General features: G+C 70.4%; 8 protein-coding genes. 6 read left to right on the top strand and 2 right to left on the bottom strand.

The window, feature by feature from the left end; all coding sequences use genetic code 11:
• Together ACFWX1_RS41820 and ACFWX1_RS41815 are read right to left on the bottom strand one after the other, a co-directional pair.
• Nucleotides 1-754: class I SAM-dependent methyltransferase (locus ACFWX1_RS41820; RefSeq protein ID WP_378395435.1), on the bottom strand; the 754-nt coding region annotated here is incomplete at its 3' end.
• The gene (locus tag ACFWX1_RS41815; protein WP_378395434.1) at nt 736-1,236 is read right to left on the bottom strand and encodes a DUF2505 domain-containing protein; all 501 of its coding nucleotides are present in this window, start codon (nt 1,234-1,236) and stop codon (nt 736-738) included. The genes ACFWX1_RS41815 and ACFWX1_RS41820, both read right to left, overlap by 19 nt.
• Before the next feature lie 25 nt (nt 1,237-1,261).
• Here ACFWX1_RS41815 and ACFWX1_RS41810 point away from each other — a divergent pair, with 25 nt between their 5' ends.
• From ACFWX1_RS41810 to ACFWX1_RS41785, 6 genes are all read left to right on the top strand, one after another.
• Nucleotides 1,262-2,323, top strand: coding sequence for a UDP-N-acetylmuramate dehydrogenase (locus ACFWX1_RS41810; RefSeq protein WP_378395433.1), 1,062 nt, complete (start codon nt 1,262-1,264; stop codon nt 2,321-2,323).
• Between the two features lie 166 nt (nt 2,324-2,489).
• A complete protein-coding gene (locus tag ACFWX1_RS41805) occupies nt 2,490-3,662 on the top strand; it encodes an Ig-like domain-containing protein (protein WP_378395431.1) in 1,173 nt (390 codons plus the stop codon).
• The gene (locus ACFWX1_RS41800) at nt 3,663-4,475 is read left to right on the top strand and encodes an alpha/beta fold hydrolase (protein WP_378395430.1); all 813 of its coding nucleotides are present in this window, start codon (nt 3,663-3,665) and stop codon (nt 4,473-4,475) included.
• 86 nt (nt 4,476-4,561) lie between these two features.
• On the top strand, nt 4,562-5,815 hold the full coding sequence (gene mshA / locus ACFWX1_RS41795) for a D-inositol-3-phosphate glycosyltransferase (RefSeq protein ID WP_378395440.1): 1,254 nt from the start codon (nt 4,562-4,564) through the stop codon (nt 5,813-5,815).
• Nucleotides 5,812-6,324 carry a YbjN domain-containing protein gene (locus tag ACFWX1_RS41790; RefSeq protein WP_378395439.1) on the top strand — a complete coding sequence of 171 codons (513 nt, stop codon included), beginning with the start codon at nt 5,812-5,814 and terminating at the stop codon, nt 6,322-6,324. Before mshA ends, ACFWX1_RS41790 begins: the two co-directional genes overlap by 4 nt.
• A 66-nt stretch (nt 6,325-6,390) precedes the next feature.
• Nucleotides 6,391-7,299: a DUF4349 domain-containing protein gene (locus tag ACFWX1_RS41785; RefSeq protein ID WP_378395429.1), complete on the top strand. Its 909-nt coding sequence runs from the start codon at nt 6,391-6,393 to the stop codon at nt 7,297-7,299.
• Nucleotides 7,300-7,384 lie beyond the last annotated feature (85 nt).

Genomic DNA, 7,384 nt, shown 5'->3' with positions numbered 1-7,384 from the left:
GTGCGGGGCGGCCGAGTACCGGCCAGCCCCGCGCGGCGAGCATCCGCACGGTTTCCAGCCACCGGGCCCGCACGCCGAACGACCGCAGCGGCGCCGCGGCCGCCCAGCAAGCATCCAAAGTGGACAGGAACGCGTGCACGCGTTCGCCGGGAACATTGCGGTGGATAAGGATCTTCGGCAGCCGTTCGGCCACAGTGGACGGTTGATCGAGGGAAGCAAGGTGGAGTGACAACGTCAGCGTCAGCGGACCTGGTGCCGCGACGGTGACCCATGTGGACAGTCGCCCGATCTCGTCGCACGTGCCCTCGACGAGCAACCCGCCGGGCGCGATCCGCGAGAGCATCAGCGACCACGCGTCCGCGACCTCGTCCTCCGCGTACTGCCGCAGCACGTTGAAGGCCCGCACCAGCACCGGCCGCGTCCCGGCCAGTTCGAACCCGCCCCGCCGGAACTCCAGCCGCGGCGGATCGGCGGCCCGCTGCGCGAAAGTCACCCGCTCCGGGTCCAGTTCCAAGCCCAGCACCCGGACATCCGGACGCACCGAGCGCAGCCAGCGGGCCAGCTCGATCGTCGTCACCGGTGAAGCGCCGTAGCCGAGATCGACGACGAGTGGGTCCGGCGCACGACGCAGCAACGCCGCGACAGCGGGGTCACCGGCCAGCCAGCGGTCGACACGCCGCAGGCGGTTCGGGTTCGTGGTGCCCCGGGTCGGCGCGCCGACGAGCGCGCCGGGCTTCAGTGGTCGGCCAGCCACTTCGCGGTGAATTCCCCCTCGCGCTCGAGCAGCTTCGTCACCTGCTCGGCGATCACGCTCTCCAGCTTCGCGCCGAACAGCGGGATCCGCACCGTCACCTCGCCGCGGGTCAGCAGCACGACACGATCGCCTGACACCGTGAGCGAGGTCCGCGCGGTGATTTCGCCCGGCACGCCACCGACCTCGACGGTCGCCTCGCCGGTGTAGTCGTCGCCGTCCGGCCGCCAGGTCTGGGTCCGGTGCACCACCAGGTCACCCTTGTGCAGCGCCCGCACGGCCTGGGGAAGACGTTCCGCGCTGATGCCCTGGCGCAGCTCGTAGGAGATCTCGTCGTCGTCCGACCACGAGTACTTCAGCAGCGCCGCGCCGTCGCCGCCGAGCCGCTCCAGCCGTGCCGCCAGCGCGTCCTCCCCGGCGACCGCCGCCAGCACGTCGGCGACGTCGTCGGAGAACTCTGCGCGGTGCTCGATCCGGGATCCCATGAGCCGGACAGTACCGTTTGGGAGCGTGAAGCCTGCCGAAACTCCCGCCGCGACGCACCTCGCCGCCCACACCACGCTGCGTCTCGGCGGCCCCGCCCGCCGGTACGTCACCGCCGTGACCAGCGCCGACCTCGTCGACGCCGTCCGCGAGGCCGATGCCGCCGGCGAGCCGGTGCTGCTGCTCGGCGGCGGCTCCAACCTCGTCGTCGGCGACGCCGGGTTCGACGGCACGCTCATCGAGATCGCCACCACCGGCTGGACCCGCGACGGGAAGATTGTCGAGGTCGCCGCCGGGCAGAACTGGGACGAGTTCGTCGCGGCGCTCGTCGCCGAGGGGCTCGGCGGGCTCGAATGCCTGTCCGGCATCCCGGGCTCGGTCGGCGCGACGCCGATCCAGAACGTCGGGGCGTACGGCTGCGAGGTCGCCGAGTCGATCGTCTCGGTCGACCTCTACGACCGCGTCACCGGCAAGGTCCGCACGGTCAAGGCCGACGAACTCGGCTTCGCCTACCGCACCAGCGTGCTCAAGGGCACCGACGCGGGAGTGGTGCTCACCGTCCGCTTCGAGATCCGCGAGGACGGCCTTTCCGCGCCCATCCGCTACGCCGAACTCGCACGGGTGCTCGACGTCGAGACCGGTGCTCTCGTTCCGGCGGCCGACGCGCGCGAGGCTGTGCTGAAGCTGAGGCGCGGCAAGGGAATGGTGCTCGACCCGGCCGACCACGACACGTGGAGCGCCGGCTCGTTCTTCACCAACCCGATCGTCCCCGCCACCGAAGCCGACGCCGTGCTGGCGCGGATCACCGGCGTCGTGGGCGCCGACGCGAAGGTCCCGCAGTATCCGGCCGATGGCGGTGTCAAGCTGTCGGCGGCCTGGCTGATCGAACGCGCCGGGTTCACGAAGGGACACCCCGGGCCGGGCGGGCGTGTTTCGCTCTCGACCAAGCACACGCTCGCGCTGACCAACCGCGGTGAGGCCCGCACCGAGGATCTGCTCGCACTGGCCCGCGAGGTCCGCGACGGCGTCCGCGACCGGTTCGGTGTGACGCTGCACCCAGAGCCGTTGCTCGTCAACTGCGCGCTGTGAACGGCGTTTTGTGCTCCTGAACACTGGCAACCCGTTCACCACCCGGGCGTCTACACAGGTAGTGGGCCTGGGTGACCGCGGGGGTCGGCAGGTAACGTCGAACCCGTCGCCGACGTTGAGAGCGTGGAGGCTGCCGGTCGGCGAGGGGGCAAGCGGGAGGTTGTAAGTGTTGGATCGCCGCATGGTGTTCAAGGCCGCGCTGGCCGCCGGGGCCACGGTCATCGTCGCCGCGTGTTCGGGGGAGGACAACGGAGGCAGCGGCGGCAACGGCGGACAGCCGTCCGCGCCACAGCCGCCGAAGGCGAAGATCACCGCCGTACCCGCCGTCGACGCCAAGGACGCACCCGTCGCGACGCCGGTTGTGGTGAAGGTCACCGAAGGGAAGCTCACCGAGGTTTCGCTCACCGGTGACGGTGGCAAGCAGGTCAAGGGCGAGCTCGCCAGCGACGGGCTGAGCTGGACCAGCGCCGAGCCGCTCGGCTACGGCAAGACCTACACCTACGCCGCGAAGGCCACCGGCAGCGACAACAAGGTCGCCGAGCTCAAGGGTGCCTTCACCACGCTGAAGCCGGCGAGCCAGAACCGGGCGACGCTCAACCCGATCGACGACGCCCAGGTCGGCGTCGCGATGCCGATCAGCGTCAAGTTCGACGCCCCGGTGAAGGACCGGGTCGCGGTCGAAAAGGCGCTCACCGTCAAGACCGACAAGCAGGTCGAGGGCGCGTGGGGCTGGCTGTCCGACACCCAGGTCGACTACCGGCCCAAGGAGTACTGGCCCGCCAACATCACGGTCAATGTCGAAGCGAAGCTGTACGGCGTCGACCTCGGCGGCGGTGTGTACGGGAAGTCCGACGTCACCACGAAGTTCAAGATCGGCCGCAACCAGGTCGTCAAGATCAACACCCCGGACCACCAGATGAACGTCTACCGCGACGGGGCCAAGGTCAAGAGCTACCCGTGCAGCAACGGGCTGGACTCCGACGTCGAGCGCAACACCCCGCTCGGCACCTACATCATCATGGAGAAGAAGGAACACGCCGTCTTCGACAACGCCCGCTACGGCTACACGAACGTCAACAAGAAGTGGGCGTGCCGGTTCTCCAACCACGGTGAGTTCATCCACGAGAACCAGGACAACGCGGCCGCGATCGGCAAGACCAACAACTCGCACGGCTGCGTGAACCTGCTCGACGCGGACGCCAAGGACTACTTCTCCTCGGCGCTGATCGGCGACCCGGTCGAGGTCACCGGCTCGAAGCTCGGGAAGCAGACGCAGTCCGACGTCAACGACTGGCTTTACGACTGGGGAACCTGGAAGTCCTTCTCGGCGGTCAAATAAGTGCGTACCGAAGTCATCGGCGCCGACGGCGCCAGAATCGGCCTGTCCGTCGGCGGCGCGCGGCACGCGCGGCCGCTCGTCCTCGTGCACGGCTGGGCGCAGTCGTCCCGCGTCTGGGCCTCGCAGTTCGCCGATCCCGATCTGACCGGGCAGTTCCGGCTCATCGCGATGGACCTGCGCGGCCACGGCGCGTCCGACACGCCCAAGCAGGGCTATGACGACCCGCGGGCGTGGGCCGACGACCTGGCCGCGGTGCTGGAGTTCGCCGGTCCGGACCCGATCGTGGTCGGCTGGTCCTACGGCGGGCTCGTCATCACGGACTACCTGCGGGTGCACGGTTCCGCACGCATCGGTGGCATCGTGCTCGCCGGGGCGCTCACCGAGATCGGCAAGGGCCACGAGGGCGGCCGGATCGGCGACGCGATGCGCGCGGCGATCCCGGCGGTGCTCTCGGAGGACCCGGACGTCGCGGTGCCCGCGCTGATCGAGTTCAGCAAGGCCATGGCGGCGAAACCGGTTCCCGGGCCGCTGGCGCAGGCCCTGCTCGGCAGCTTCCTGAGCGTGTCGCCGTCGGTGCGGTCCGCGATGTTCCGCCGCGACGTCGACAGCGCGGAGGTGCTGGCCGCGATCGACAAGCCCTGCCTCATCGTGCACGGGACGAACGACCGGGTGGTCGCCCCGGCGGCCGCGGAATACGCCGCCGGGAAGATTCCGGGGGCCGTTCTGCGTTGGTTCGTTGACGCGGGGCATCTGCCGTTCGTCGAGTCCGCGGAGGAGTTCAACTCCGTGCTTCGGCAGTTCTCCGGGGAATAGCCACAGCGCCGGTAGATACCACAGGAGTTGACCAGGTGAGCATCTCCCTGCAGGGGTTTCGTGCTGCGCCGCGCCGGATCGCGGTCATGTCCGTGCACACGTCTCCGCTGGAACAGCCCGGCACCGGCGACGCCGGCGGCATGAACGTCTACATCAGCCAGACCGCCACCGAGATGGCCCGCCGCGGGGTCGAGGTGGAGGTGTTCACCAGGGCCACCTCCTCGGACCAGCCGCCGCTGGCCGAGCTGGCGCCGGGGGTCACCGTGCGGCACGTCCCGGCGGGGCCGTTCGAACCGCTGGGCCGCGACGAGCTGCCCGCGCAGCTGTGCGCTTTCACCTCCGGTGTGCTGCGGGCCGAGGCGTTCCACGAACCCGGCTACTACGACCTCATCCACTCGCACTACTGGCTGTCCGGTCAGGTCGGCTGGCTCGCGCGGGACCGCTGGGGAGTCCCGCTCGTGCACACCGCGCACACGCTCGCGAAGGTCAAGAACGCCGCGCTGGCCGAGGGGGACACTCCGGAGCCGCGGACGCGGGTGATCGGCGAGGACCAGGTCGTCGCCGAGGCCGACCGGCTGGTGGCGAACACGCAGGTCGAGGCGCGTCAGCTGATCGAGCTGTACGACGCGCCGCAGGACATGGTGCACGCGGTGCCGCCCGGGGTGGACCTCGACCGTTTCACGCCGGGCTCGCAGCACGCGGCCCGTGCCGCGCTGGGGCTGCCGCAGGACGCCGTCGTGCTCGCCTTCGCCGGGCGCATCCAGCCGCTCAAGGCGCCGGACGTCCTTCTGCACGCGGCAGCGGAGCTGCTGCGGAAGCGGCCGGAGGTGGCGTCGCGGCTGATCGTGCTGATCGTCGGCGGGCCGTCGGGGACGGGTCTGGAGCAGCCACAGGCGCTGCGTGAGCTGGCCGTCTCGCTGGGGATCGAACGGCACGTCCGGTTCCTGCCACCGCAGCCGGGGCAGGCGCTGGCGAACGTCTTCCGCGCGGCCGACGTCGTCGCGGTGCCGAGCTACAACGAGTCGTTCGGGCTGGTGGCGCTGGAGGCACAGGCGTGCGGGACGCCGGTGGTGGCGGCCGAGGTCGGCGGGCTGCCGGTGGCCGTGCCGCACGGCGTGTCCGGGCTGCTGGTGCCCTCGCACGGCGCGCCGGAGTGGGCGGACGCGCTGGCGTCGGTCGCGTTGCGGCCGGGGCGCCGGGCGGAACTGGCGGCGAACGCGGTCACCCACGCGCGGCGGTTCTCCTGGCAGCGCACCACGGATTCGCTGCTGGACATCTATGCTCAGGCCACCACCGCGTTCCGGCGGGCGCTGGAACTACGTTCGGAGGTTGCCGTCTGATGCTCGACGCCGTCATCAAGTCCACTTTGGACGCCGCGGAGCTGAAGTACGACCGGCGTGGCCCCGGCAAGTACTTCGTGACACTGCCCGGCACCAAGAAGCTCCAGACGAACTGCTGGCTCGTCGAGGGTGACCACGCGGTCTCGGTGGAGGCCTTCGTCTGCCGCCGTCCCGATGAGTCGCATGAGGACGTTTATCGTTTTCTGTTGCAGCGCAACGCGAAGCTGTACGGTGTTCACTACACAGTGGACAGTATGGGCGACATCTATCTGGTCGGCCGGTTCGGTATCGGCACGGTCACCGAGTCCGAATTGGACAAGATTCTCGGCCAGGTCGTCGAGGCCGCCGACGGCGATTTCAACATCCTGCTGGAGATCGGATTCGCGACGTCGATCAAGCGCGAATGGGACTGGCGGGTCTCGCGGGGCGAATCGCTGGCGAACCTCCAGGCGTTCCGGCATCTGGTCGAGCCCGAAAAGCCGCACGAGCCGGGCTTGACCGACTCGTGACCCGGCGCGTGCAACCGCGCTGATCGTCCCGTTCGTCCTCCCGCCATGACTGGAGGGAGAACACGGATGCGGACTCGGTGGAGAGCGGCGCTCGCGGCGGCAGGCCTGGCGCTGGTGCTCGCGGGATGCACGAACGGGGCACAGGAAAGCGCGGCGCCGATGCGTGCCGACAGCGCGGGCTCGGGCAACTCCGCGCCGGCGGAGCAGGGCAAGGCGTCGCAGCCGGACAAGGGCAAGAGCGGGGCGCCGGTACCGGTCGGGCAGCCCGGCGTCAGCGACCGGAAGCTGGTGCGCACCGCGCGGCTCGAGCTGAGCACGCCGAAGGTGGCCGATGTCATCGGGCGGGCTCGCCAGGTCGCGCAGGCTTCCGGCGGCTACACCGGACAGGAGAGCAGCGGCGGTTCGCACGCAACGCTGAGCCTCGCCGTGCCCGCCGAGAAGCTCGACGGGGTGCTGGACGAACTGGCCGGGCTGGGGAAGACCGTCAAGCGCGAGCTGAACACCCAGGACGTCACCGAGCAGACCGTCGACGTCGAAGCCCGGCTCGCGACGCAGCGGGCGAGTGTCGAGCGGATGCGGGCGTTGCTGGCGAAGGCGACGTCGGTCACGGAGGTCTCGTCGGTCGAGACCGAGCTGACGCGTCGTGAGGCGGATCTGGAGTCCCTGGAGCAGCGGCGCAACTCGCTGGCGGGCAGCGTCGCGATGTCCACGATCACGCTGACGGTCTCCGAGGGCGCGCCGCCCCCGGCACCCGCGCCCGAGGCGCCGGGTGGTTTCCTCGGCGGCCTGGCAAGCGGCTGGCACGCGTTCCTGGTCTTCGGCGGCGGCCTGCTCACCGTCGTCGGCGCGATGGCCCCCTTCCTGCTAGTGCTGGGCGTCCCCGCCGTCGCGGTGCTCCTCTGGCTCCGCAAACGCCGTCAGGCGGCGAAGCCGATGGCGGCCGAGGCGGAGGCAACAAAGATGCCCACCGCGTAGGCGGGGCGACCACGCTGGGTCGGCAACCGGACGCACCGTGGGGGTGTGGGGGGTCGGCCCCCACAACGAAAAGGGACCGTGGGAG

This window comes from Amycolatopsis sp. NPDC059021, from assembly GCF_042739895.1.
GTDB lineage: Bacteria > Actinomycetota > Actinomycetes > Mycobacteriales > Pseudonocardiaceae > Amycolatopsis.
Note: the sequence above shows the minus strand (reverse complement) of the source record. Positions and strands in the feature narration are given on the sequence as shown.

Bases quoted from the DNA above. Each gene is read 5' to 3' on its own strand.
- ACFWX1_RS41785 (WP_378395429.1), top strand. From the start codon at position 6,391: ATGCGGACTCGGTGGAGAGCGGCGCTCGCGGCGGCAGGCCTGGCGCTG.
- ACFWX1_RS41815 (WP_378395434.1), bottom strand. From the start codon at position 1,236: ATGGGATCCCGGATCGAGCACCGCGCAGAGTTCTCCGACGACGTCGCC.
- mshA (WP_378395440.1), top strand. From the start codon at position 4,562: ATGTCCGTGCACACGTCTCCGCTGGAACAGCCCGGCACCGGCGACGCC.